The sequence below is a fragment of the Ruegeria sp. O4 genome (assembly GCF_056535125.1).
This window is the reverse complement of sequence record NZ_JBQERO010000017.1, coordinates 1-22,403: the sequence shown is the minus strand read 5'-3', so window position 1 is coordinate 22,403 and position 22,403 is coordinate 1. Positions and strand designations below refer to the sequence as shown.

The 22,403-nt window shown below is 52.9% G+C and carries 19 protein-coding genes and 1 pseudogene; 13 read left to right on the top strand and 7 right to left on the bottom strand.

The genetic code is table 11. The features are described 5' to 3' along the window. The first annotated feature begins 20 nt into the window (after nucleotides 1-20). The gene (locus ACR0J7_RS16275) at nucleotides 21-710 is read left to right on the top strand and encodes a hypothetical protein (protein WP_480774552.1); all 690 of its coding nucleotides are present in this window, start codon (nucleotides 21-23) and stop codon (nucleotides 708-710) included. A gap of 73 nt (nucleotides 711-783) precedes the next feature. Continuing rightward, nucleotides 784-1,032 carry a ParB N-terminal domain-containing protein gene (locus ACR0J7_RS16270; RefSeq protein ID WP_480484944.1) on the top strand — a complete coding sequence of 83 codons (249 nt, stop codon included), beginning with the start codon at nucleotides 784-786 and terminating at the stop codon, nucleotides 1,030-1,032. On the opposite strand, the gene ACR0J7_RS16265 is transcribed toward ACR0J7_RS16270, so the two are convergent. The 3 genes from ACR0J7_RS16265 to ACR0J7_RS16255 form a co-directional block, all read right to left on the bottom strand. Continuing rightward, nucleotides 1,024-2,037, bottom strand: a complete 1,014-nt coding sequence (locus ACR0J7_RS16265) for a fatty acid desaturase (RefSeq protein ID WP_480485576.1) — start codon at nucleotides 2,035-2,037, stop codon at nucleotides 1,024-1,026. The genes ACR0J7_RS16270 and ACR0J7_RS16265 overlap by 9 nt on opposite strands. A gap of 72 nt (nucleotides 2,038-2,109) precedes the next feature. After that, nucleotides 2,110-2,316 carry a cold-shock protein gene (locus ACR0J7_RS16260; protein ID WP_170430361.1) on the bottom strand — a complete coding sequence of 69 codons (207 nt, stop codon included), beginning with the start codon at nucleotides 2,314-2,316 and terminating at the stop codon, nucleotides 2,110-2,112. Nucleotides 2,317-2,820: 504 nt separating this feature from the next. Continuing rightward, on the bottom strand, nucleotides 2,821-3,210 hold the full coding sequence (locus ACR0J7_RS16255; protein WP_170637988.1) for a MerR family transcriptional regulator: 390 nt from the start codon (nucleotides 3,208-3,210) through the stop codon (nucleotides 2,821-2,823). Between the two features lie 98 nt (nucleotides 3,211-3,308). On the opposite strand from ACR0J7_RS16255, the gene ACR0J7_RS16250 reads away from it, so the two are divergent. From ACR0J7_RS16250 to ACR0J7_RS16205, 10 genes and pseudogenes are all read left to right on the top strand, one after another. Next, nucleotides 3,309-3,632 (top strand): hypothetical protein, encoded by a 324-nt coding sequence (locus ACR0J7_RS16250; protein WP_170447553.1) that lies wholly within the window; start codon nucleotides 3,309-3,311, stop codon nucleotides 3,630-3,632. Between the two features lie 4 nt (nucleotides 3,633-3,636). Then, nucleotides 3,637-3,855: a GDCCVxC domain-containing (seleno)protein gene (locus tag ACR0J7_RS16245; protein ID WP_237217120.1), complete on the top strand. Its 219-nt coding sequence runs from the start codon at nucleotides 3,637-3,639 to the stop codon at nucleotides 3,853-3,855. A 1,131-nt stretch (nucleotides 3,856-4,986) separates the two neighbouring features. Further along, nucleotides 4,987-5,514, top strand: a complete 528-nt coding sequence (locus ACR0J7_RS16240) for a roadblock/LC7 domain-containing protein (protein WP_480774575.1) — start codon at nucleotides 4,987-4,989, stop codon at nucleotides 5,512-5,514. A gap of 110 nt (nucleotides 5,515-5,624) precedes the next feature. Next, nucleotides 5,625-6,302: a response regulator gene (locus tag ACR0J7_RS16235; RefSeq protein WP_480901135.1), complete on the top strand. Its 678-nt coding sequence runs from the start codon at nucleotides 5,625-5,627 to the stop codon at nucleotides 6,300-6,302. Next, complete coding sequence (locus tag ACR0J7_RS16230; protein ID WP_480508205.1) at nucleotides 6,289-7,650, top strand: sensor histidine kinase; 1,362 nt, start codon at nucleotides 6,289-6,291, stop codon at nucleotides 7,648-7,650. Before ACR0J7_RS16235 ends, ACR0J7_RS16230 begins: the two co-directional genes overlap by 14 nt. An 88-nt stretch (nucleotides 7,651-7,738) precedes the next feature. Further along, complete coding sequence (locus tag ACR0J7_RS16225) at nucleotides 7,739-8,065, top strand: hypothetical protein (RefSeq protein WP_480774574.1); 327 nt, start codon at nucleotides 7,739-7,741, stop codon at nucleotides 8,063-8,065. 555 nt (nucleotides 8,066-8,620) lie between these two features. Beyond that, a complete protein-coding gene (locus ACR0J7_RS16220) occupies nucleotides 8,621-9,985 on the top strand; it encodes a sensor histidine kinase (RefSeq protein WP_480508209.1) in 1,365 nt (454 codons plus the stop codon). Between the two features lie 520 nt (nucleotides 9,986-10,505). Continuing rightward, nucleotides 10,506-11,631 (top strand): annotated as a pseudogene (locus ACR0J7_RS16215) (IS3 family transposase). A 239-nt stretch (nucleotides 11,632-11,870) separates the two neighbouring features. Further along, the gene (locus ACR0J7_RS16210) at nucleotides 11,871-12,974 is read left to right on the top strand and encodes a M24 family metallopeptidase (protein ID WP_480774566.1); all 1,104 of its coding nucleotides are present in this window, start codon (nucleotides 11,871-11,873) and stop codon (nucleotides 12,972-12,974) included. Between the two features lie 276 nt (nucleotides 12,975-13,250). Continuing rightward, a complete protein-coding gene (locus ACR0J7_RS16205; RefSeq protein ID WP_480901155.1) occupies nucleotides 13,251-15,230 on the top strand; it encodes a bifunctional 2',3'-cyclic-nucleotide 2'-phosphodiesterase/3'-nucleotidase in 1,980 nt (659 codons plus the stop codon). 710 nt (nucleotides 15,231-15,940) lie between these two features. Here ACR0J7_RS16205 and pbfA read toward each other — a convergent pair. The 4 genes from pbfA to ACR0J7_RS16185 form a co-directional block, all read right to left on the bottom strand. After that, the gene (gene pbfA / locus ACR0J7_RS16200; protein ID WP_480901152.1) at nucleotides 15,941-17,293 is read right to left on the bottom strand and encodes a (R)-1-hydroxy-2-aminoethylphosphonate ammonia-lyase; all 1,353 of its coding nucleotides are present in this window, start codon (nucleotides 17,291-17,293) and stop codon (nucleotides 15,941-15,943) included. 106 nt (nucleotides 17,294-17,399) lie between these two features. Then, on the bottom strand, nucleotides 17,400-18,863 hold the full coding sequence (gene phnY, locus ACR0J7_RS16195) for a phosphonoacetaldehyde dehydrogenase (protein WP_480477695.1): 1,464 nt from the start codon (nucleotides 18,861-18,863) through the stop codon (nucleotides 17,400-17,402). 3 nt (nucleotides 18,864-18,866) lie between these two features. Then, on the bottom strand, nucleotides 18,867-20,111 hold the full coding sequence (gene phnA / locus ACR0J7_RS16190) for a phosphonoacetate hydrolase (protein WP_480484613.1): 1,245 nt from the start codon (nucleotides 20,109-20,111) through the stop codon (nucleotides 18,867-18,869). An 18-nt stretch (nucleotides 20,112-20,129) separates the two neighbouring features. After that, complete coding sequence (locus ACR0J7_RS16185; protein ID WP_480914924.1) at nucleotides 20,130-21,317, bottom strand: 2-aminoethylphosphonate--pyruvate transaminase; 1,188 nt, start codon at nucleotides 21,315-21,317, stop codon at nucleotides 20,130-20,132. A gap of 120 nt (nucleotides 21,318-21,437) precedes the next feature. Between ACR0J7_RS16185 and ACR0J7_RS16180 the strand changes: the two genes are divergently transcribed. After that, nucleotides 21,438-22,328: a LysR substrate-binding domain-containing protein gene (locus ACR0J7_RS16180; protein ID WP_480484611.1), complete on the top strand. Its 891-nt coding sequence runs from the start codon at nucleotides 21,438-21,440 to the stop codon at nucleotides 22,326-22,328. Nucleotides 22,329-22,403: the final 75 nt, after the last annotated feature.

Below are 22,403 nucleotides of genomic sequence, written 5' to 3'. Positions count from 1 at the left end.
ATTGTAGTGGTGTTTCTCTGATGCGTAAAAATGCCCCTCAAGTGACCCTTTCTGACTCAAAGATGTCAGTGCGTGGTCTGGAACAAAGAGCATTTCAGGACCGCAGTGTTCGCAAGACGCGGAACGCCGACGTATCAGAAGTGATCGAAGTAGAATTTGGAAAGTACTTGATTAAGGCTGGCATTCTGAGCGGTAACAGCGTTGCGCGCGCATTCCCCAAGCCACCAGCGAAAACGCAAGGTTTGATTGCTGATGCAGTTGGCGAAACACCGTCATTGGCCATTGAAGCCTTAAAAGAAATTCTCGAAGAGCGAGACAGGAAACGCAGCGCTCGACGTCGTTTGGAGGCGAACTCCGGCAACTTCATTCCCAGTGAAGGAGAATATGTCGAAGCATTGCGTCAGATCAGGCTCTCCACTGCGCAGGTCACCATGCTCAAAGCACTTACAATCGCAGGCAAGGAAGGACTGAGCATTGGTCAGTTAACCAAGGCAGCTGGTTACAAATCGCGTGAGGCGTCCGTCAAGGTCTTCAAGAAAATCGGGCTATCGATTGCAGAATATCTGGAACTCGAGCTTCCCGAAGCCGGATCGGCTCAAAATGATGGCGCCGCTCAGGTATTGGCATCTTCTCACGTCAAAAGTGACGATGAACCAGCGACTTGGATCATGCATCAGGAGCTGCGCGATGCTGTTCGTTCGGTTCTATGACGCACGTTCCAGCGCCAGCCTTTGAAGCGAACTTCGAACCGGAATAAATGCACGAAAGGCGCACGCGTAGCTTATGTTGGAGAAAAAACCATATCCGCTCGACCTGATCTATGTACCTGTGAAACGGGCCAAAACACTTGATCAACAAAAGGTTCTGGCACTGGCCGAAGATATCCTGAAGAATGGCCAGAAGACGCCGATCCAGATACGTGCGGACAACAAGCGGTTCGTGCTGATTGAAGGCCTTCACCGACTAGAGGCCATTCGCGCCCTTGGCGGTGATACTGTCGAAGCCTTTTTGGTGCGCGCCCGATTACACTAGACTCTTGTTGGGATTGGCGTTCGACAAAGCCTGAGAAAACGTCAGCAGGCGCTGACTTTCTTCATCCCAAAGATGCAATCGTGCGCAATGAAGGCTCTCATATAGAGTAATACGCTGGCAATTTTCCAACTCGGAATGGTCACGCAAAACCTCGTTTAGCCGATAAAACGGTATGCGGCTGGCAAGGTGGTGAACATGGTGTACACCGATATTGGCAGAGAACCACCGCAGGATGCCTGGCAGGGCATAGTGAGAACTTCCATAGAATGCGGCGTTCTGAAGGTTCCACCCCTCTTCCCGTTCCCAGGTCGTGTGTTCAAACTGGTGTTGAATATAGAAAAGCCAAATACCAATCGATGATGCGACAATCATGGTTGGTAGGAAAACATACGCTAAAACCTCAATGCCTCCGGCCCAAAAAACTAGGGCCAATACCCCTGCAATTGCAGCGTTTGTTCCCATCGCACTTGCCCAATACAGCCAGCCTGACCGCATGAAACCAAAGGGCAAGCGATTTTGAAAAAAGAACGTGTACACCGGTACGATACAGAACAGGAAGAAGGGGTTCCGGATTAACCTGTAAGCGGCACGCCCGAACCAATTCCGTTTCAGGTATTCCTCAATGGTCAATGTAGGAATGTCACCCATACCACGCCGATCAAGGTTACCGGTTGAAGCGTGGTGAATCGCATGGCTTTGCCGCCAAACGTCATAGGGTGTCAGGGCAAGAACACCCAGAACCCGGCCGGTCCAATTGCAAACAGTGCGACTTCTAAAGAAAGATCCATGACCGCAATCATGCATAATGATGAAGATACGGACCAGAAATGCGGCATTCAGGACGGCCAGTAAAAATGCGATCCAGACACTAAAATATAAAGCCATCCACGCTAGAGCCCATAGCGCGAATAAGGGGACAACGGTGATCGCAATTTCATAAATACTGCGCTTTGCATCGGCAACACGGTATTGCGCGAGCACCCGCGTCCAGTCTTTAGGTTGCAACTGACTTTTTCTCCAAGGGCTTTTAGCAGCCCATTGTGCAAACGGGCACCCCATAAGGGTGCCCGTAAAAGGTCAGGCCAGTGCCAGATTGGCGGCGCTGTCGCGTCCGTCACGGCCAGCTTCGACGTCAAAAGTGACCTTCTGGCCGTCTTTCAATTCGCTGATGCCGGAACGTTCAAGTGCTGAGATATGCACGAACACATCGCGCTTACCATCTTCAGGCTCGATAAAGCCAAAACCTTTGGTCGAGTTGAACCATTTTACTGTGCCATTTGCCATGGTCGAAGTCTCCTAATACTTGCCGCCCGCATTATTGCGGCGACTCGGCGTGGTCGGTCTGAATCGAAAGACTGAGCGCCGAATTTGGGAGACAGCAGGTCGAAAAAGAAAAACGTTAGCCTTGTGTATATGGACTTCGAGTACGCACGATACAAGCCTTGATACAATAGAAAGCAACAGAAGATCTGAGTCTGCCTAGCCCAATTTAGGACAAGGATAAGCAGAACCATTGCTCTGCGATTCGGAAATCAGAGGTCGGCTTCATGATAAAACCTGCCGAGTGCGTATGCAGCAAATTGATTGCTCAGGCACGGTAGGTAGGGCTCACTGTCCGAAATCGCAGTGTGCTTCAAGAACACCGCGGCGACGCCCGAATGTTCATTGATTGATGGAAACAGTACTGGATCAACGAGTTGGCTTCTCTAACGAACGGTAGATTCTGCGCGGCCCGAATCTTGGGTCATGCTGCGTTGGCATAGGGCGACTGCGAGCCTCAAAGTGCCATTAGTAGGTCCGTATCTGCGCAAGCATCGGGCAAGAAACGTTCCCGATGTTACAGTTGGCCGTAAGTTCATTCAGGGCGGCCTCCAATCGCTTAAGTTCGATTATCTTCATACGCACATTGGAGATATGAAGCTCGGCCAGTTCCTTAACGGATTGGCAATCCTCGCTATCACCTTCGGATAGGTTGAGAAGCACCTTTGCATCGGCAAGCGAAAAACCCATGTCTCGGCACTTCCTTAGAAAACGAAGCCGTCCAACATCGTGCGCGGAGTACATGCGTCGATTATTCGATGCCCTTTCTGGTTTCGGCACGATCCCTTCGCGTTCGTAGTAGCGGATAGTATCAATTCCGACACCGCTTTGCCGGGATGCCTCCCCAATCGCAAACATGTGAGATTTCCTGTCTTGATCCTGTAGTGGCTACAGAAGTTAAACGAGAGGTTGTTGTCTCTACAACTCCGCGCGACGTAGTCCATCAGGGAAACAGAATGCAGAAGTACCTTAGCCTCAGCTATTTGGGATCGCTATCAGCGCTTGGCGTCGCGACTTGCTGCGTTTTGCCCATGACGATGATGTTACTGGGGCTGGGTGGCAGTTGGTTGGCAATCTTTGGGAAGGTTGCCGCAGCGAGTTACTATGTGCTGACGATGTCAACGGCGCTCGTCGTGATATCATGGATGGTATCTTATCGGCGCGGTTCCTTGCCGACGTTGAAATGGTGGCTTGCAGGAACGACTCTAATCACCGGCGTGGGTTGGGTCGTTGTGTTTAACGAGGCATGGATTAACGATTACCTGATCATGCAGATGTGAGACTATGACAAAACAAACTGTAGTCCTAGAAAGCACCCTGATTTGCCCGAAGTGCGGCCACAGTGAAACCGAGCAAATGCCAACGGATGCTTGCCAGTGGTTCTATGAATGCAAGTCGTGCAAAACAGTTTTGAAGCCGTTGGAAGGCGACTGTTGTGTTTACTGTTCATATGCCACGGTCCCGTGTCCACCAATTCAGCTAGGCGATAGCTGTTGCGGATGAAGTGAAGGACGGTTTTGTTGAGCGAACTGTGAGCCGCCGCCGCGAGCATCGCTGCTATTTGCATGAATGACAGTTTTTTCCGCTGCTTGGCCGCACAAGGTATTCGGCAGTTGCAGTGTCGTTACTGCTGCAAGCGCATGCAGCAATAAAATCCAGGGTACAGGTTGGGCTCATTGACGACTTCGGGACAGCCGCAGCAATGCCCCTTCCTGGCTAAATATTAACTAAGCAGACGGCCCATTCCGGTCGTTCATCCACTAAACACGACGCTGCAATGCGGCCCGACAAAGCTGCCGTTCGCAGCAAGTGGTCTAGTGGCGCAAACCGACCTTTCACTCATGGGTAAGAAAGCAACGATACAACTTGTCGAAGCAGTTGTTGGCTTCAAGCACAAACAAATGAGTCCTTCGAATGCACAGTCCGCGTCCCACAGGAGACTCTGGAACCGCAATCGAATTGCTGCCGCTGCGTTGCCGAAAATAGAGGTTGGTGCCGTGTAACAAACAATGCTCTCCCCCACGGCAAATCCTGCCAAAACAATGAGGGTTGACGATCACAAATCACGGTTATCCAACTCTAAACCATTGCCGGTGTCAAAATGCTCACAAAATCAGTCAAATAGCCCGCTGCACCTAAGTTCCTATCCCCCAACCGACAAAAAACAAATTCCTTACAAAAATTTAAGCTTTCTGAAAAGCCGGTTAAAACCTCCAGTATTTTACGAACCGCTTAGTTGATTGGTAACGAGGCGAGGGGCCTATGCTAAGTTCTGTTTTTTTATCAGTTTTGGCCGGCGTCCTTTCTGAACTTGGGTATCTGTGGTCTTCATTCCTTCTGGGTCCGGAAGGTGTTTTGACCATTTCAGCCAACAATGCCCAATACTTGGCCACTGCCTGTATTGCTGCACTAAGGTTTTTGCACAGAGGCCCCAAGAGCTCTCAGGGACCAATCGCACCGGTTTTGAACGTCAGGGCAGATCCCGAATGTCATGTACAGCATAGGAAGGACACTCTCCCTGGGTTGGATGACACTTTGGTTGATCGGCTCTTCCTTCGCACCCAAGCCGCTCGCAGTGGCGGACACATAGTTCGACAATCCACTTCCACCATCACAGCGAGAATTGGATAGAAAATGTCGAATTCCAAGAGTGATACATCGTCTGTTCTGGCCAGATTTAGCGAAAGGTTTGGCCTGGTTCAAAAACACGTCATTACCATCCCACCTGCAAACAAAGAAACTCGTCCAATCCATCAAACGCCCGGAGCGAGTCAGATCAGCAATTCCAAAGCCAAAAAGGAGCTAAACATGTCGTTGGACATTTCTAAACTAAGCGAAATCAAGGGTCTTTTGGGGGCGTGCCTCGTGGACAGCGACACAGGCCTAGTACTAGGCTCTGAGGGTGGCTCAAAATTTGATCTTGAAACTGCAGGCGCTGCGAATGTTGAAGTCGTCCGCGCCAAACTTCAGGCAATCGAAGCGCTGAAACTTAACGATACCATCGAAGACATTCTGATAACGCTTGGCAAACAGTATCATCTGGTCCGCCCGTTGGACAAAAACCCAAACATCTTTGTGTATGTCGCACTAGACAAGAAAACCGCCAATCTTGGTCTCGCCCGGCTTCAGGTGAAAGCCGTCGAAGAAACGTTGAGTCTCTAGTCTGCAACGATTTGCCAAATGGACTTAGCCATCACGTTATGGCTGGGTTCACTTACAGCGCATTCCAAACTGAAACAAGCAGGTCCAGTGGCAAAATCGGAGGGCTTAAAGTGAAGATACTCGTCGCAGAAGACGACAAAAAAACCGCCGACTTTGTCAATTCAGGACTCAGATCAAACGGTTTTAGTGTGGAGTGGTATGAAGATGGTCGGGATGCCCTGTCATATTGTCTATACAATGAATGTGACGCCATAGTCCTGGACCGCATGCTACCAGGAATGGATGGTCTTTCCGTTCTCAAAGCACTTAGGGCCGCGAAAAAACAGACCCCGGTTCTGTTTCTTACGTCAATAGGAGACGTTCAGGACAGAGTAGAAGGTTTGACCGAAGGTGCAGATGACTACCTAGTAAAGCCTTTTCATTTTTCAGAGCTGCTAGCGCGTTTAAATAGCATAATCAGGCGACAACCGTCCGATTTCTCGACAACTGAGCTTCATGTTCACGATCTATCAATGGACCTACTCAGCAGAGTTGTGAAACGGCAAGATGTGACAATAGAGTTGTTGCCACGTGAATTTGCGTTGTTAGAAGTCTTGATGCGCAATTCAGGTCGCGTGGTGACACGCACCATGCTTCTGGAGCAAGTTTGGGACTATAATTTTGACCCGAGTTCGACCGTGATTGAAACATACATCAGTCGTCTGAGGTCGAAGATAGACAAGCCCTTCGAGATGCCGCTTTTGCACACGTCTCGAAACGTTGGATACAGCCTTCATGGGCCGCGCTAGCATTGCCTCGAGCGCTCCAGCTTGTTTCGCCGCATTGATTGTCTGGATCATCACCGCTGTTTTCGGATATGCAGCCTATCTGGCGCTGGAAGACAAGCTCCGCTCTGACCTCGAACAACAAATCCTCGATGAAGAGCTTTTGCTTCATGAGATATTGCAGGAAGGCGGCGCTGACGCAGTTCAGCGAGCAATCGAACATTTGAATAACCCTAATCGAACCCAACTTCACGTAATCGCGCTGTTTGACCAAAACGGTTCAGCACTTGCCAGTTCAATCGCGAAAGTGCCTGATACGAACGGATGGCACGAGGTAGATCCGGATTTTGTTCAATTCGGCGGGACCGCGCCCGTCTATATGCTTCATGCGTCCGAGTATCTTGGGTATCGCACAGTAGTCGCCCGTAGCATGACATCACTTAGTCAAGCGTTGACAACACTTTGGGAAGGGTTATTGCTACTGACGCTTGCAACAACCATGACTGTTTTAGGTCTTGGCTACTACTTCAGCTCTCAAAACTATCGGAAACTAAAGTCGGTTGAGCGAGCCCTGGAACCTCCTGTTCAAGCGAATGGTTCTATTCGTCTTCCGGTTTCGGGAAAGGGCGATCAATTCGATCGGATTTTCCAGTTGGTTAACCGACGTCTCGACTGGATTTCGAGTTTACTGAATAGCACACATGCTACTGCGGTCACAGTTGCCCGCGACTTAAAGACACCATTAACCAGTGGTTTTATCGCTTTGCAACAGGTTTACAGCGAAGTTGAGTATGGTGGCGACCCGCGATCCGGCCTCAATGAATTAGAGAGCAACCTAAAGCGCATTAGAGTTGTTTTCGACACGATCCTCAAGGTCTCGCAAATTGAGGAAGGAACGCATCAAAAGAGCTTTAAAACAGTGAACCTGAGCGCGCTCGTTGAGGGTGTTGCTGAGGCGCTGTATCCAGTTGCCGTCGATGCAGGTAAGCACATCTCGGCGGACTACAACGCCGACACGATATTGATCCGAGGCGACGAAAACATGCTGAAGCAGCTGCTCGTCAATCTTGTGAACAACTCGCTCCGGTATTGCCCTTCCGGTTCTTGGATCAGGATTTCCCTGACAGCCAAGCCCGATGTGATTGAGCTGGTTGTGACAGATAACGGTCCAGGGGTTCCGGAACCCCAAATCAACAAGATTTTTGACGCGTTTTTCCGAGCAGACGGCACAAAGTATGAAGATGGCAATGGGCTTGGCCTGTCGCTTGTAAAGGCCGTTGCCACACGCCACGGCGCAATAGTCACTGCGGAAAACAATGAACCGGGCCTGCGGGTGTGTGTGAGCTTTGGAAAGCCTCGCGTCGCGGCCTGAACCTATGCGGAAGAACGGTCCACTCATAATTCGAACCACCACTTGGACAACTCAAACTAGAAAGCCCAACCTTTTGAACGGAAAAACAATGACGATGAAAGCAATACTCCTAATGGCACTTTTGCCTGCGTCTGCAGCGATCGCAGACGAAACAGAATACCTGTGCACGTCAGAAACCAATGGTGAAATCATCCAGGTCTTTCAGGGTGCTGACCGCTCAGAAGCGCGCCTGATTGTGCAAAACACAGAAGGCGTAGCCTCCGTCGCACACGGGCTGGACGGAGTAACATTCATCCACATCAAGACCGACGAAGTCTGGACCTTGGCGCTTCATTTCCCAACCATGACCTATGAGCTGTCCACGCACGGTGCCACATCTGTCGAAGATCACGGACAGTGCACAAAAGGTGGGTGAACAACATCGAAAACTCAATGATCCAGGGGGAAGATCGCACTATTTTTCAAAAACGTAAGGTTGATGAAAGCCGGATGGCAAGGAAACGTTGCAGAAGATGCCGTCAAGGTTGGAACTGAAACCGAATACTCGACTGAGGAAGCACTCGTTACCCTCCTGAAGGGTGCCACCGGAACCGTGAGGACACGGACCACTCACTCGCACGCTTGCTTCCCTCAGTCAAAGCAGCGCTCCCCTCCACCCCCTCGGAAGGGAGCGCTGCAAGTTCTCGGAAATCAAGGCTCCATCGGCCGCCGTATCAGGCGAGCAACACCGCACATAGTTTTTTGAAAGTGTTCGGGTGTGCTCAATCAAACGGAGCTGGGAGTTGAGAGCATTGACATTCGTGTGCTTTATTGGTCTCGCATCTCCAATGGTGCGACAAATTTAGCTAATTTCCCCATTTTCCCGCTAGTTTTTCAGCTAAAACCCTCGGATCACTCGCTTGACTGGCCAGAAAGGGTTTGCCGTTAGCCAAATCACATGCGGTCGCCACTATAATCGGATGAAAAACAAATGAAGCGCTCAAACATTGTCTCTGGAGCAGCGTTTACGACAGCGTTGTATGCAGCTGTAGTAATACTACTTTCAGTTACAGCGTTGGCTTTTTTAACGTTCGAAAGAATTCGTGGCGATTTGCAACGGGAAATGGACTCGTTGTTGATCGACGAAATGCGTTTCATTCAGGAAATTCTGGACGATAACGACAACGATTCAGATGTTGTACAAGCGATTGATGACGCGACCCTCTGGTTGCCATTCGACACCAGTTTGATTGGCCTGTTCGACAGCCAGGGGAAGCGTCTGGCGGGAAATATCGACGAATACCCGTCCTTTAGAGGATGGGGAGAAATCGAAGACGATGGTATAGATCTGGGTGGGGAAAAACGTATCCACCGTGTCAACGTGCAAACCTACCGTGGATTTGTAGTTGTGGTTGGCCGCGATCTTGCCTTTGTGAAAAGCACGCTTCGTTCGCTGGCGTGGTCTTTGGTTGCAATCGGATTTGGAGCAACGGTGTGCACTTTGTTGGTTGGGTACATCTCCAGCATAAGAACATATCGCAAACTCGATCAAATGGCGAAGACGCTAAACAAAGTCTCAAGAGGTGATGTTAAAGCGAGGCTTTCAGTCAGTAAGAACAACGATCAGATAGACCGGATTGCCCGGTTGATGAACCGACATCTCGACAACCTGACAGCTTTGATGTCCACGACTCGATCGACGGCTGCATCAATTGCACATGATTTGAAGAACCCGCTCACTCATGCTTACATCGCGCTTCAGGAAGCGAGAGACACGCTTCAATCCGAAGGTCAGCCACTAGAGGTGATCAACAATATTCAGTCTGAACTTGACCGTCTAAAATGGACCTTTGAAACTGTTTTGCGGATCAACCGTATCGAAGAAGGTAACAGTCCAAAAGCGTTCAGCTATCTAGATTTGAATAGGCTGGGTCGAGAAGCAGTCGAAACGATGATTCCACTTGCGGAGGCTAAGGGTCAAAGCCTGAATTTTGTTGAGAACCAATCAGCGCGTTCCCTGATCGAAGGCGATGAAGGTATGCTGAAACAGCTTTGCGTAAACCTTTTGCAGAACTCTATCGATCACTGCCCAAAGCATTCCAGAGTTCGCCTGCTTATTGAAAAAGAAGACGGCATCGTTACGCTCTCGGTGGTTGATGATGGTCCCGGCGTTCCCGAAAACACTCTGGGAAAGCTCTTTGTTCCTTTCTATAAGCTTAAAAGCGAACGAAATAGTGTTGGGAATGGTTTAGGACTGGCACTGGTGAAGGCTATCGCAGATCATCATTCGGCGCTCTTAATGGCTACAAACAGCTCACCCGGATTGACGGTCTCGGTTCGATTCGACGTAGCGTAGCAACGGAACAAGTATCGCTTCTGCGTCGGGTTTTGATGGCTCACCCCACACGTCTAACGGACCTTGCGCAAGCATAGCTGATTTACTCGAACCGGTTCGGTCGCTTTGCGGCCATTCACCCACTGGTCAGAATGCTGCGGTCGCAGCCCGCATTGCCGCCATTCGCTGCGACTGCGAAATCTGGTCGTCGACGAACTCACAGTCCGCGGACTATTTCTGCCGCTCGTTGCAAGAGAATTAACGTCAGCTTTGAACAACGTCGCTGTACCAACCCGACGTTCCTAAACCGCTTTCGCCGCGGTTACCACCGCAGGTATTGGCACTTCCCATTCGGGACCTGAACCATGTCTTTCTAAGACTTGGGATACAACCGCCTTTCTGATCGCTGCCGCATTGTCCGGCGGCTGAGGGCGCAATAATGCGCCGCCCCGTGCCGTGCCCTCCAAGAAGAAATCAAACGGTGCTGAGCCTCCCCAACTGAGCTGGTCCACCGCTATGTTTAGGAAACGGAGGACCACGAATGGCAAACAAGCGACCGAAGCCCGAAGAGATTGTCTCGAAGTTACGGCAGGTTGAAGTTCTGATGGGGCAAGGCATGTCCCGTCTTGATGCGATCAGGCAGATCGGCGTTGTTGAACAAACCTATTACCGCTGGCGCAAGAAGTACGGCGGAATGGGCGTAGATCAGTTGAAAGAACTGAAACGGCTTCAGAAAGAGAATGAGCGACTGCGACGTGCGGTATCCGATCTGACGTTGGACAAGCTGATCCTGACGGAAGCCGCGAAGGGAAACTACTGAGCCCCGCTCGTCGTCGTGCTTGTATTGACCATGTTCGCAACCAACTGAACGTTTCCGAGAGACGCGCCTGCCGCGTGCTTGGACAACACCGGTCCACGCAACGGCGTGTCCCACAAGGTCGCGCAGACGAAGACCGATTGGTGGCCGACATGATCGAGCTGACCCGTCAATACGGCCGATATGGCTATCGCAGGATCGCTGCATTGCTGAGAGAGGCTGGATGGTCTGTCAGCGATGGGCGAATTGAACGGCTTTGGCGACGAGAGGGGCTGAAAGTGCCAGTGAAACAACCGAAGAAAGGACGGCTTTGGCTGAACGATGGCTCGTGTGTTCGGCTGAGGCCGGAGTATCGCAATCATGTATGGAGCTATGATTTCGTCCATTGTCGAACCGACGATGGCAAAGCCTTCCGGACGCTGAACATCCTTGATGAGCACAGCCGGGAGTGCCTGGCGATTAGAGTGAAGCGCAAGCTGAACTCGGTCGACGTGATCGACGCCCTGACGGATCTGTTCATACTTCGGGGGCACCCTGTTTCATACGTTCAGACAATGGGCCAGAATTTGTCGCCCAGGCTGTCCGAGACTGGACCGCCGCAGTTGGCGCCCAGACGGCTTACATTGAACCTGGGAGCCCGTGGGAGAACGGATACTGCGAAAGCTTCAATGGCCGGTTCAGGGACGAACTACTCAACGGCGAAATCTTCTACAGCCTGCGCGAAGCACAAATCCTGATCGAACAATGGAGGAGACACTACAATACAAAACGCCCCCACAGTGCACTGGGCTATCGCCCGCCGGCACCTGAAACCATCATCCCGATGGATCACAGGCCGATGATGCACTAACAATCAACTTGGACCAGTCAGATGAGGCTGCTCAGGTGGCTGACAAAAGTGACGACTGCAATCTGAAACACGAACCGAACTATTGGCCGGGCTGTATACTGCTGTGCGGCGAAACGATTGGCAACGTTTCCAACTGTCAGAATACCAAACCAATGACGGTTCGCGTGTGGCGTAAGAAAAATAAGATTTGCCGAGATCGCCGAAGCGGGTGGTTTTGGTCACAATAAGGGTTGGTAAGGATGCCAGATTTATCAGAATATCGCCGGTTGGCCCGTGAAATCTCTGTCGATGCCGTGGCATTGGTGCCGGGTCCGAATTTCGACCGAGCCATGGGCAAGTCTTTCATGACTAACGAACGCCCCATCGTGGTTGTGATCCCCGCATCAGGAGAACCCGCTGCCATTGTTCCAAATCTGGAACTTGGCTCGTGGGATCAATTAAGGTTCGAAGGAGCGGTATTCGATTGGCGGGATGAGGCGGGTTACAAAGGGGCTTTCACCGCTTTGGCGAACCACCTGAGCATCGCGTCCCTTGCAGTTGAAGGACAGGTCATGCGTGTTTTTGTCTCTGACGCGCTGACCGAAGCTATGCCTGGGTTACAAATTACTGATGCGGAACACCAAATCTCGAACCTGCGACTGATCAAGTCCAGCAAGGATGTGGCCTCCATGCAAGCTGCGATCACCATCTCGGAACGTGCGCTTGAGCGGGTTATCGGAACGGTACACGCAGGTCAGACCGAGAAACAGATCGAACAGGATTTGATCCAGGCAATGTTTGCCGAAGGTGCCGATTCACTGGCCTTTACACCGATTGTGGTCGCTGCCGACAACTCGGCCCGACCGCACGGGAAAGCGCGTATGGATTATCGGATTCAAACCGGCGACGCGCTGCTCTTTGACTTTGGCGCGCGCAAGGATGGATTTGTCGCGGATATCACGCGAACCTTTTTCGTTGGCGAAGTCTCAGATGAGGGCAAGGCTGTCTACGAAACTGTATTACGAGCAAATCAGATGGGTCTGAACGTGTGTCGCCCCGGTGTGACGGCCCATGATATCGATGATGCAGTCATCGGCGTTCTTGAAGCATCCCCTTTCGCCAATCGCATCCGCACCAAGACAGGCCACGGATTGGGTCGGGATGTGCACGAGGCTCCATATATCATGCGCGGAAACAACCAGGTAATGCGCGCAGGCATGGTCTGGACCAACGAACCGGGTCTGTATGACCTGGGCAATTTCGGTGTCCGTATTGAAGATGACGTCTTGGTCACAGAAGATGGATGCCAATCACTGACCAGTTTCCCGAAAGAGCTTATTGTCCTGGGGGCGGGACGTCGATAACCGGGCTGTCCCATCCACACGGTTGGGGTCAGTGGATAGCAGCCAACATGATGCGGGTTGGATATGTCGCAAAGCACTGATTGTGAGGCATTGTCTTGGCAATCGCAGGGCACGGGTTCCCCTTCTGCCATGTCTTATCAAGTACAGGAAGTTGGGCTATTGTACCTGGCATTGCGCCTACACATGACGCGTATAAAGCGCTGGCAACCTGTTTCATATGGATGTTGCGAATTACAGGCAAAAAGACGCGTTGACCACAAACCTGAAAGGTGACCCATGTCTTTCTCAAGCCGTTCTTCAATTTCACGACGCCGCTTCCTTGCCACGACAACCGCTGGTGCGGCGGCAATTACCCTGCATCCGTTTTCGGTGGCGGCGGCCAATAATCAGGCGCATCTGCGCATCATGGAAACCACCGATATCCATGTCCATGTGTTTCCTTATGATTACTATGCGGACAAACCCCGCGACACGGTGGGCCTGTCCCGCACAGCGTCGATCATCAACGAAATCCGATCTGAGGCGACAAACTCGCTCTTGGTGGACAACGGCGATTTTCTGCAAGGTAACCCGATGGGCGACTACATCGCTTACGAGCGCGGCATGAAGGACGGCGACAGCCATCCCATCATCACGGCCTTCAATACGGTCGGGTATGATGCCGCGACGCTGGGCAATCACGAGTTCAACTACGGTCTGGATTTCCTGAACAAGGCTTTGGCCGGTGCCGAGTTCCCTGTTGTTCTGGCCAACGTCGCCAAGGAAAAAGGTGCAAACCCGCGTGACGACAAGACCCTTGTTCAGGCCTATGCCATCCTCGACCGTGAAATCGAGATGGGCGACGGCACCAAACATCCGATCAGGATCGGTGTCATCGGTTTTACCCCGCCACAAATCGTGAACTGGGACCGCAGGCACCTGGAGGGCAATGTTCAGGCCCGCGATATCGTCGAGACGGCTCAGGCCTATGTACCCGAGATGAAGGAACAGGGATGTGACCTGATCATCGCCCTGTCGCATTCGGGGATCGGGGGGGCCGATCATGAGGACGGCATGGAAAACGCATCGGTGGTTCTGGCAGGGGTCGACGGGATCGACGCGCTGGTCACCGGCCACAATCACCTGGTTTTCCCGTCACCGACATTTGCTGACCGCCCCGGGATCGACGTGGAAAAAGGCACGCTGATGGGCAAACCTGCCGTCATGGGCGGTTTCTGGGGGTCGCATCTTGGCCTGCTGGACCTGCTTTTGGAACGGGACGGCAATGAATGGCGCGTCGTTACCACAACCTCCGAGGCGCGCCCGATATCCAAACGTAACGAAGATCGATCAATCACCGCTCTGGTCGAAGATGATCAGAAGGTTCTGGAATCGGTTGCGAAAGCTCATGACGAAACGCTGGCCTATGTTCGACGCGCGGTCGGCAAGACCTCGGCCCCACTGCACAGCTATTTTGCGTTGGTCGCGGATGATCCGTCTGTGCAGATCGTCTCGATCGCGCAGAAATGGTATGTCGAAGACATGCTGAAAGGCACCGAGCATGAAGGGCTGCCGATCCTGTCTGCGGCAGCACCGTTCAAGGCTGGTGGCCGCGGCGGTCCGGAGTATTACACCGATGTCCCGGTCGGGGACGTTGCCATCAAGAACGTGGCCGATCTGTACCTCTACCCGAATACCGTCCGTGCGGTTCGCGTGAACGGGGCGCAGGTGCGTGGCTGGCTGGAACGCTCGGCCGGTATGTTCAATCAGGTTGAAGCTGGGTCCAAGGATGCGATCCTTCTGAACCCCGAGTTCCCGTCGTACAATTTCGACGTGATGGACGGTGTGACCTATCAGATCGACCTGTCGCAACCGTCGCGCTTTGGACCAAAGGGCGAAGAGGTGAACCCCGACGCAGCACGGATCGTGAACCTTGCCTTCAATGGCGCGCCTGTTACGGATGACATGGAGTTCATCATTGCCACCAACAATTACCGTGCATCCGGTGGTGGCGCGTTCCCGGGCGCAATGGGCGACACGATCGTGTTCGAAGCACCGGACACCAACCGCGACGTCATTGTTCGCTACATTGTCGAACAGGGCACAATCGATCCCAAAGCGGATGCCAACTGGTCGTTTTCACCGTTGGAGGACACCACGGTGTTGTTCGAGACGGGTCCAAAAGCCCGCGACTATATGGGCGACGTCAAAGGTGTGGCAATCGAGGACGCCGGGGAAGGCGCCGACGGTTTCGCAGCCTTCCGCATTAAGCTCTGATCCGAAAGAAATGTCGCAACGATAACCTGCCCCGCCACCTTGGTAACTCGGTGGCGGGTTTGCGCTGAACACCCGTACAGCTCGAAGGCATCTGCCCCTGCAGAGTCAGATGCCACATTTTCAATTCGCGTTCCCGACAAGCGTCGTGGCGGCAGGTCATAGAACTTAGCGAACCGTTGGATCACCAACAGAGCTTCTGCGCTCCCAGTTCTGTCAAAGAAGCTGAATGGATGAAGGCAGGGGCAAGTTGGTGAAATTTGTATTCAAAGATCTCGCGGCAAAGGGAGATTGAATACCCTATGGCAGGTAAAAAGTAGTCGCCTGCTGAACGGCATCTTGTTTCTCAGTTTTTTGCAAAGGCGACGGGCTGCGATCTGTAAAGCACAGCAACAAAAGGTCTTTCAGCTTCTGAACTACATTCGATACCATGAAAGACTCCGCTCTGTTGATTTTGAGTTCCTGTAATCCCGTCAGTTTGTTCAGTCTCATTTGTACCAGAGGCCGAATTGAAGATTTTGCCTTTCCCGTTACTTTCGTCAGCGTTTTAAGCCTGAGTGCAGTTGGATATTACAACGCCATCGGCCAATTCCAAATTCTATTGTACGCCGTGCGCCATCGGACTCGTTGTCTTACGTCGCACTTTGGGGTCTTCATCGCTGTCTCGGCTAGCCTCTTTTTACTTACTGCCGAGTTTTGACTGATCCGACGTGTCAACTCTCGGCCTTGATAGCAGCGATCACAATGTCGATTGCGTGGTCCAGATCCGATTGTGAGATGGTCAGCGGCGGCGACAATGTCAGAACGCATCCCTGACTGATCTTATAGCTCAAACCGGCCTCCAGACAGGCGTAGTAAATCCGTTCGGCACGCGCATTGCCCGGTATCTTTTCAACGCGATCATCAACGATTTCGACCCCGAACATCAAACCCCTTCCCCGGATGTCTCCGACGGTGGGTACGTTCTGAAGTTCGTCCATCAGACGACCAATTGCGTGCTCACCCAGCGTGGCCGACCGATGAACCAACCCCTCATCTTCGATGATCTGAAGTGTTGTCAAAGCGGCCCGCGCGGTGACCGGGTTCTTTTCGTGTGTGTAATGACCGATGGCAAAATCTCCGCAGACGTCCAATTGTTTGCGGGCAACACAAGCGGCAATGGGCAGGATACCACCGCCAAGCGCTTTTCCAAGCGTCACAATGTCGGGAATGATCTCGTCATGTTCAAAGGCGAACATCCTGCCGGTTTTGCCAAGGCCGGTCGGGATTTCATCCATGATCAAAAGCGCGCCGTGACGATTGCACGCCTCTCGCACGGATTTCCAAAACCCCGGCGGTGGTACATAGGGCACCGCGCGCATCGGTTCGGCTATGACTGCGGCCACATCTCCTTCACGCTCCAGAACATATTCGACCATTTTCGCGCAGGCCAACCCGCAGGTTTCCGGTCCCGCGTGATTGTATGGGCAACGGTAGCAGGCGAAGGGCGCGACATGTTCAGTGCCCGACAAGAGGGGGCCCGCGATATGACTGCGGAACGTCGCCTCGCCACCGACGCTTGCGGCGCCAAAGCCCGCGCCATGGAAGGCATCCCAGAAGCTGATTGTTTTGAACCGACCGGTCGCGGCACGCGCGATTTTGAGGGCAACCTCGTTGGCGTCAGAGCCGCCAGTGGTAAAGAGCATCTTCCCCAGATCGCCAGGCACGATATCTGCCAGTTTTTCTGCCAAATCCACTGCCGGGTCATTGGTAAAGCGGCGGGGTGCAAAAGGAAGATCATCAAGTTGCGCTTTGATGGCGGCTATCAGACGCGGGTGCCCATAGCCTATGTGATGCACCGAGTTGCCATGGAAATCCATGTACCGGCGACCCTCCATATCCTCGATCCAGATTCCCTCGGCCTTTGCAATAGTGCTGACGCAGGGTGATGACAGAGATTGATGCAGGAACACATCCGCATCGCGTTTGAGCAGAGGTGCCGACTTCGGTCCCATGGACTTTTGCAACCATGCCTTGCGCGCTTCGGATGTGTTTGATTCCCCTTCCGTGTGGACAATCTGTGGCATGTCCGCTCCTCATTTCTGTCATCAAAAGATGCGGGCCCCAAAAGGCCCGCCAGTATCAGGGAGGATTTGAAGCGTCCTTCCCGTCTGTGGGGAAAGGACGCAAGGTTTAGTTGGGCCAGGGCAGCGAATAGGTTTTGACGTTGGTGAAGAACTTCATCGCCTCGATAACGCCCTCTTTCACCCCGTTTCCGCTGTCCTTGATGCCGCCAAAGGGTGACATTTCAATGCGGTAACCCGGCTGTTCCCAGATGTTGCAGGTGCCGACATTCAATCCGTTGATAAAGGCGATGGCCCTGTTCAGGTCATTGGTGCATACCCCCGAAGACAGGCCGAACTCGGTCGAATTCGAGATCGCCATCACCTCTTCGTCGTTGTCTGGTACGCGCACGATCGGCACGATAGGACCGAAAGTTTCTTCCATCACCAGCTCGCTGTCATGGGGAACCTTGTCGACAACGATAGGCGGCAGCAATGCGCCCTGACGGCCCGGGTGATACAAGATTTCTGCACCCTCTTTCTCAGCCTGCAGAACGCGGTTCTCGAATATCTCCGCGGCTTTGTCGTGGATCACACACCCCAGCTCGGTTTCGGGGTCTTGCGGATCGCCGAATTTGATCTTCTTGGCCTTCTCCAGAACCAGCGGCACAAACTTGTCGGCCACACTTTCCTGCACGAGGATGCGCTTGACTGCCGTACACCGCTGACCGGAGTTTCCGGTCGCACCCGCCACTGCAATTGTTGCGGCTTTGTCCAAATCCGCATCGCTGAGGTCATTCAGAACGATCAGAGGATCGTTACCCCCAAGTTCCAGCGCCTGCCGCTTGTAGACGCCTTTCTCAGCGATCAACTTGCCCACCGGCACACCCCCGGTGAAGGTGATGATGTCGATATGTTCATTGGTGATCATCTCATCGCCAATGTCAGCCGGCCAGCCGGTCACCACTTGGAACATCTCATGCGGCAGGCCTGCTTCATAAAGTATGTCGGCCAATGTCAGCGCAGTCAGCGGCGTCAGTTCCGTGGGCTTGCAAACCATGCAATTATTGGTCGCAATCGACGGCGCGATTTTGTGGCTAACCATATTCAAAGGGTGATTGAACGGGGTGATCGCACTGATTGCTTTCACCGGCTCTCGGGTGGTGAAAATCTTGCGGGCTTTGCCATTGTGGGTCAGATCGCAGGAAAAGATCTCGCCATCGTCCTTTAGCGCCTCAGCCGCCGCAAACTGATAAACATCCTGTGCGCGTTTGGTTTCGTAGATCGCATGCTGGTGGCAGATGCCCAGCTCCAACGTCAGCCATTTCGCAAGGTAATCGCGTTTCTCGCCGATCAGCTCGCCTGCGCGCTGCAAAATCTGGCTGCGCTCGTACCGGGTCAGTTTAGGTTTGTAATTCGCCGCGATTTCGAATGCCCTGCGTGCGTGTTCTGCGGTGCCAGCGGGAACATGGCCCACGACCTCGTTGGTGTACGGGTAAAGAACAGGAATGGTTTCATCGGTAAAGACGATTTCGCCACCGATCCGCATTCCTTCGTTACGTACTTCGATTTTCGACATGGTCTGGTCTTTCATGGCTTACTGTGCCGCCGCTGTAGTTGCGTAGAAAAAGGCATCAAAGTTGCGCAGCACGGGTTGGTTTGGCAGGTCGATGACACGGTTCACGATGAAGGGAACTTCTTGTTCCGTCAAACCACCATGGCTGCGCAGGGGCTCTTTGAGCGCTGCCAGATCGTGGCGATGCTCGGACGTTCCGATGCAAATGTTTTCGCCAGAAACCATCACAATGTCGCCAATCCGATCACCGGGCAATTCGAACCGTTCAATGGCCTGAGCCTTGGTCAGCACATGGGTGATCCCTTCGGTCGCCTTGAGTTTGGCAATGATGTCACTCTGATCCGCGCCATCCGGCAGGTAAGCGGTCGCGAACGAACCCAGTGCACCATGATGCACGACATAGGGGTCAGTGATCGGAAGGATGACCCGCGCCGCATCCTTGCCCAGCCATTCGTCCATCAGGTCCTGCACATAGACGACCGAAGGGGATCCATCTGCCAGGTGCTTAGGCTTCATGCCATGATCAGCCGTCACCACGATGGCGGCCCCCAATGCGTCCAACTCGCCCAGATAGCGGTCGAACATGGCGTAGAAATCAAGTGCGCCCTTTTGATCGGGTGCAAACTTGTGCTGGATATAGTCGGTAGTCGACAAATACATGACGTCGGGCTTGAACTCTTTCAGCAGCTTGACGCCAGCAGCAAAAACGAATTCCGACAGCTCGGCCGAGTATACCTCGGGCACGTCCATGCCCAACCATTTGCTGGCATTGTCGATGCCATGTTCCTCAAGCGTCGTTTCGCCCGAACGCTCAGAAGAGAATGCAACCGCCCTGCCCTCGTCAAACTTCAGCCCGGCACCAAGCAGCGCGCGAAGCTTGTCCTTGGCGGTTACCATCGCCACGCGGAAACCTGCATCATAGAACTGTGAGAAGATGGTCGGCGCGCGCAGGAAGCGGACATCGTTCATCATAACCTCTTCACCGGTGTCGGGATCAATAAGGTAGTTGCCGCAGATTCCATGCACGATCGGCGGACGCCCGGTGGCAATCGAAAGATTGTTGGGGTTGGTGAACGACGGAATAACAGAATGCGCCAGACGGTCTGTACCTTCCTCCCGCATCCGTTTGAGGTTGGGCATCAGCCCTTTCGCAATCGCCACGTCGAGGTATTCAGGTTCACATCCATCAAGGCAGATGGCAATTGCGGGCACCTTCGGCGTTGGGTAGACGCGCTCATTTGCTTCGACAGGGGTTTGAATGGTCATCTGTGTTTTCCTTGATTTTTATGCGGCCAACTTGGCGCGTTCTTCCAGTGCCCGGAGAGGAGGCGCAGCGCTTGTCACGCCCATTTCTTCCAGAGATTCTTTTGCAGCGATCACAACTTTACGCATGACATCTTCGTCCATCTGGCCGATGCAACCGACGCGGAAACTGTCGACGACAGTCAGCTTGCCCGGGTAGATAATGAACCCTTTTTCTTTCATCCGGTTATAGAACTGATCAAAAACGAAATTCTCATCAGCCGGGCAGAAGAAGGTAACGATGATCGGGCTCAACCAACGATTATCCAGCAGTGTTTCGAAACCCAGTTCCCGCATGCCCGCGACCATGACGTCCCGGTTGCGGGTATAGCGGGCGCCTCGACCTGCAACACCGCCTTCGGCAGTGTGCGCCCGAAGTGCCTCGATGAAGGCCGCAACCACATGCGTCGGCGGGGTAAACCGCCACTGTCCCGTTTTGTTCATATGCGCCCACTGCGCATACACATCCAGAGACAGCGATTGACTGTTGCCTTTTGCGGCTTCCAGCTCGGTCTTGCGCGCCACGATGAACCCGAAACCCGGAACGCCCTCGATGCATTTGTTCGCCGAAGACACCATGGCCTCGTAACGAATTTCAGTTGGTTTGAGCTCAATCGCTCCAAAGGCGGACATCGAGTCAATCAAGAGCTTGCGCCCGGCGGCATATGTGACCTCCGAAATCTCTTCGACCGGGTTCAGAATGCCCGAGCTGGTTTCGCAGTGAATGGCGACGACATGCGTGATGTCCGGGTCATCCGCGAGAATGCGCGCAACCTCATCACCCCTCGGCGGCAGGTAATCGCCTTTGTCCAACACAACATGATCACGACCCAGGTACTGCAACGTTTGTGCTGAACGCTGCCCGTAGGCACCATTTGCCAATACCAACGCCTTTCCGTCTCGCGGAATAAAGGATGCCAGCATCGCCTCGACGGAAAACGATCCGCTGCCTTGCATCGGTACGCAATCGAACGCGTCGGCACCCTCGCCAAGCAGGTTCAGCAGGCTTGACCGCACCTCCCGCGTCATGGCGCGGAAATCATCGTCCCAGCTACCCCAGTCACGTAACATTGCCTCTTTGACCGCGTAGGACGTTGTCAAAGGACCGGGCGTCAAAAGGTAGGGTTCACCAAGGCGCGGTTGCTCTAATTTTGGTTTGGATGGCGTCATTACCAGGCTCCAGAACAGCGTTTTCAGGAACACAATTGCAGCAACGCTTGCTATATGTGAAATTGCAATTATCAATCTAATCATAAGCGCAGCCTATGAACGCATCTACAGGGAACTGCCATGCGACACAGCCAGTTGAAAGCCTTTCATTACGTGGCCAAACATGGGGGATTCTCCCGTGCGGCAGAGGCTTTGTATCTGACCCAGCCAGCGATTTCCGAGCAGGTCCGAAAACTGGAACAGGATCACGACCTGCTGCTGTTCCAGCGTGAACGAAAACGCGTGAACCTGACGCCCGAAGGCGAACAGCTTTACAGATTCACAAAACAATATTTCGAGATCGAAGATCAGATTGAGGACTACCTCTCTGAAACCAAAGCCGCGATCGATGGTGAATTAAGGATTATTGCCGATTCAGCGCATCACATGACGTCTTTTCTGGGTTCGTTCCAAAAGAAATATCCGAAAATCACGATCACTGTGCGATCCGGCAACACCGAAGAAATCCTGGAAGAGCTTCGGTCTTACAATGCGGAAATCGGCGTTGTTGGCAGCCTGTCTCCTGGCAAGGACATGGACGTATTGAATTTGGGGTCCACTGAAATTGTGGCCTTTGCTGCCCGGGGCGTGCTGTTGGCATCCAAACCCACCCTGACCCTGGAGGAGCTTGCCGAGTTGCCCCTGATTTTCAGAGAGCACGGGTCAAAAACACGCGAGAAACTGGAAGAAGCCGCCGAGAAACAAGGTATCAGGTTAAACCCGGCGATTGTTGCTGAAGGCCGAGAGGCCGTTCGCGAACTTGTTGCCTCGGGTGCAGGTATCGGTTTTGTTTCTCAGGCGGAATATGGGCACGATGATCGATTGCGGCAAATCAAATTGAAGGGCGTGAATCTGCAAATGGGTGAGAGCATGATTTCCCTTTCCCAGCGTCGTGACGTCAAGATCATACGTGCGTTTATGGATTTTGCGGAGCGGGTGCATAAGGAGAAGGAAACCCCCGCAGATATGTGATCTGCGGGGGTATTGAGTTTTTTGTGTGGATTACCTGCTGCGCCAGGCCTGTGTGCGGGCCAGGATGCCTTTTGA

Bases quoted from the DNA above. Each gene is read 5' to 3' on its own strand.
- ACR0J7_RS16275 (WP_480774552.1), top strand. From the start codon at position 21: ATGCGTAAAAATGCCCCTCAAGTGACCCTTTCTGACTCAAAGATGTCA.
- ACR0J7_RS16270 (WP_480484944.1), top strand. From the start codon at position 784: ATGTTGGAGAAAAAACCATATCCGCTCGACCTGATCTATGTACCTGTG.
- ACR0J7_RS16260 (WP_170430361.1), bottom strand. From the start codon at position 2,316: ATGGCAAATGGCACAGTAAAATGGTTCAACTCGACCAAAGGTTTTGGC.
- ACR0J7_RS16255 (WP_170637988.1), bottom strand. From the start codon at position 3,210: ATGTTTGCGATTGGGGAGGCATCCCGGCAAAGCGGTGTCGGAATTGAT.
- ACR0J7_RS16250 (WP_170447553.1), top strand. From the start codon at position 3,309: ATGCAGAAGTACCTTAGCCTCAGCTATTTGGGATCGCTATCAGCGCTT.
- ACR0J7_RS16245 (WP_237217120.1), top strand. From the start codon at position 3,637: ATGACAAAACAAACTGTAGTCCTAGAAAGCACCCTGATTTGCCCGAAG.
- ACR0J7_RS16240 (WP_480774575.1), top strand. From the start codon at position 4,987: ATGTCGAATTCCAAGAGTGATACATCGTCTGTTCTGGCCAGATTTAGC.
- ACR0J7_RS16230 (WP_480508205.1), top strand. From the start codon at position 6,289: ATGGGCCGCGCTAGCATTGCCTCGAGCGCTCCAGCTTGTTTCGCCGCA.
- ACR0J7_RS16225 (WP_480774574.1), top strand. From the start codon at position 7,739: ATGACGATGAAAGCAATACTCCTAATGGCACTTTTGCCTGCGTCTGCA.
- ACR0J7_RS16220 (WP_480508209.1), top strand. From the start codon at position 8,621: ATGAAGCGCTCAAACATTGTCTCTGGAGCAGCGTTTACGACAGCGTTG.
- ACR0J7_RS16210 (WP_480774566.1), top strand. From the start codon at position 11,871: ATGCCAGATTTATCAGAATATCGCCGGTTGGCCCGTGAAATCTCTGTC.
- ACR0J7_RS16205 (WP_480901155.1), top strand. From the start codon at position 13,251: ATGTCTTTCTCAAGCCGTTCTTCAATTTCACGACGCCGCTTCCTTGCC.
- pbfA (WP_480901152.1), bottom strand. From the start codon at position 17,293: ATGCCACAGATTGTCCACACGGAAGGGGAATCAAACACATCCGAAGCG.
- phnY (WP_480477695.1), bottom strand. From the start codon at position 18,863: ATGAAAGACCAGACCATGTCGAAAATCGAAGTACGTAACGAAGGAATG.
- phnA (WP_480484613.1), bottom strand. From the start codon at position 20,111: ATGACCATTCAAACCCCTGTCGAAGCAAATGAGCGCGTCTACCCAACG.
- ACR0J7_RS16185 (WP_480914924.1), bottom strand. From the start codon at position 21,317: ATGACGCCATCCAAACCAAAATTAGAGCAACCGCGCCTTGGTGAACCC.
- ACR0J7_RS16180 (WP_480484611.1), top strand. From the start codon at position 21,438: ATGCGACACAGCCAGTTGAAAGCCTTTCATTACGTGGCCAAACATGGG.